This is a genomic window from Actinomyces sp. 594, assembly GCF_019325145.1.
GTDB lineage: Bacteria > Actinomycetota > Actinomycetes > Actinomycetales > Actinomycetaceae > Actinomyces.
On sequence record NZ_PIZC01000065.1, the window covers coordinates 92,846 to 94,363 of the forward strand.

General features: G+C 65.0%; 2 protein-coding genes. Both read right to left on the reverse strand.

Features of this window, described 5'->3' with window-relative positions:
- Positions 1 to 54: 54 nt before the first annotated feature.
- Complete coding sequence (locus GZ998_RS11580) at positions 55 to 531, reverse strand: NifB/NifX family molybdenum-iron cluster-binding protein (protein WP_306823060.1); 477 nt, start codon at positions 529 to 531, stop codon at positions 55 to 57.
- Positions 532 to 586: 55 nt separating this feature from the next.
- Complete coding sequence (gene ppgK, locus GZ998_RS11585; protein ID WP_161924313.1) at positions 587 to 1,342, reverse strand: polyphosphate--glucose phosphotransferase; 756 nt, start codon at positions 1,340 to 1,342, stop codon at positions 587 to 589.
- Positions 1,343 to 1,518: the final 176 nt, after the last annotated feature.

Genomic DNA, 1,518 nt, shown 5'->3' on the forward strand with positions numbered 1-1,518 from the left:
GCTGCCTGCCGGTGCCCGAGCGCCGTCTCGATCTTGGGGCCGCCGACGCCTGAGTCATCGCTGGCTAGCGTCGTTAGGGTCAGCGCCCTGGGACTCCGCCGCCGCTAAGGCCGTGACGACCGCGGCACGGGCGCGTCCGCCCGGTGTCCCCAGCAGCCGCAGGCCCATCCGTGCCACTACCCGCTGCATGCCGCCACCCATATGCGTGGCAATGATGGTGTCCACGCGGTGCTCATTCAAGAACCTGACTATGCGCGCGTGGTGCGCTCCATGGCTGCCGACGTCATGGGCCGTGTCCCAGCCGACCTCGAACTCCTGCCAATCGGTGATGACCCCGGCGGAGGCAGTCACGACCGCAACGCGAGGCGCCCGACCAAACCTGGGCTCAACCTCACCGTCCGCGGTAACCGGAATCAGGACAGTAGAAGTTGGGCCAGTGAGCGGGTCCGTATGCGCTTGCGTCATGGCAACAGGTTGAACGCTATCGGCGAGGCCCGGTATACCCCGGTGCCCTGGTGTCTGGTCCCTCATCCCGGCCGGGGCGTCCTCAGCGATCGCCGGTACCCCGATGCCCTGGTGTCGGGTTCTATTGCTGGGCCGCACGGCTCGCCTGGTAGGCCGCACCCACGATGCCGGCAGTATTGAGCAGCTGCGCAGGCACGATCGGCGCCTTGAGCTCGAGCCGCGGCAGGAACTTATCGTGCTTCTTCGACACGCCGCCGCCGACCACGAACAGATCCGGCGAGAACAGCATCTCCAGATGTGAGTAATAGCGCTGCAGCCGCTTGGCCCACTTCTTCCATGACAGGTCTTGTAGCTCGCGCTGCCCGGACGAAGCGCGCTTCTCCGCATCGTAGCCGTCGATCTCGAGGTGCCCGAGCTCGGTATTTGGCACGAGCGTTCCGTCGACGATGATCGCCGAGCCGATGCCGGTTCCGAGCGTCGTCACTATGACCGTTCCGCTGACGCCCTTGGCTGCGCCGAAGGCAACCTCTGCCAGTCCTGCGGCATCCGCGTCGTTCAAAGCCGTTACCGGACGACCCAGGTGCCGCTGCATCAACTCATTGACATCGGTACCGGCCCAAGACTCGTCCAAGTTAGCGATGAAGGGAACCGTCCCGTGCACGATCGGAGCTGGAAACGCGACACCTACGGGGACGTTCGCGCTTATGCCGAGTCCTTCAACTAACTGCCTGCACACTTCCGCGACGGCGTCCGGCGTGGCCGGCTGAGGAGTGGGTATGCGTATACGATCGCCGACGAACTCGCCGGTGTCCAGATCGACCCTGGCACCCTTGATGCCCGATCCTCCAATATCGATCCCGCATGCCACCGCAGTCATTGCATCCTCCTCGTAGCGACCTCTCGCTCGCGTTCAGAGGATAACCCAGTAGCGCACGTTGACGCGCCCGATTCGGCGCTTCGATTGTTGTGTGTGTGGTTGTGGGTGGGTGGGTGTGCCGGCGGTGTCCTACTCTCCCGCCCGCCTGTCGGGGGCAGTACCATTGGCGCTGGGGG

Coding starts and splice junctions, on each gene's coding strand:
- GZ998_RS11580 (WP_306823060.1), bottom strand. CDS start 531: ATGAGGGACCAGACACCAGGGCACCGGGGTATACCGGGCCTCGCCGAT.
- ppgK (WP_161924313.1), bottom strand. CDS start 1,342: ATGACTGCGGTGGCATGCGGGATCGATATTGGAGGATCGGGCATCAAG.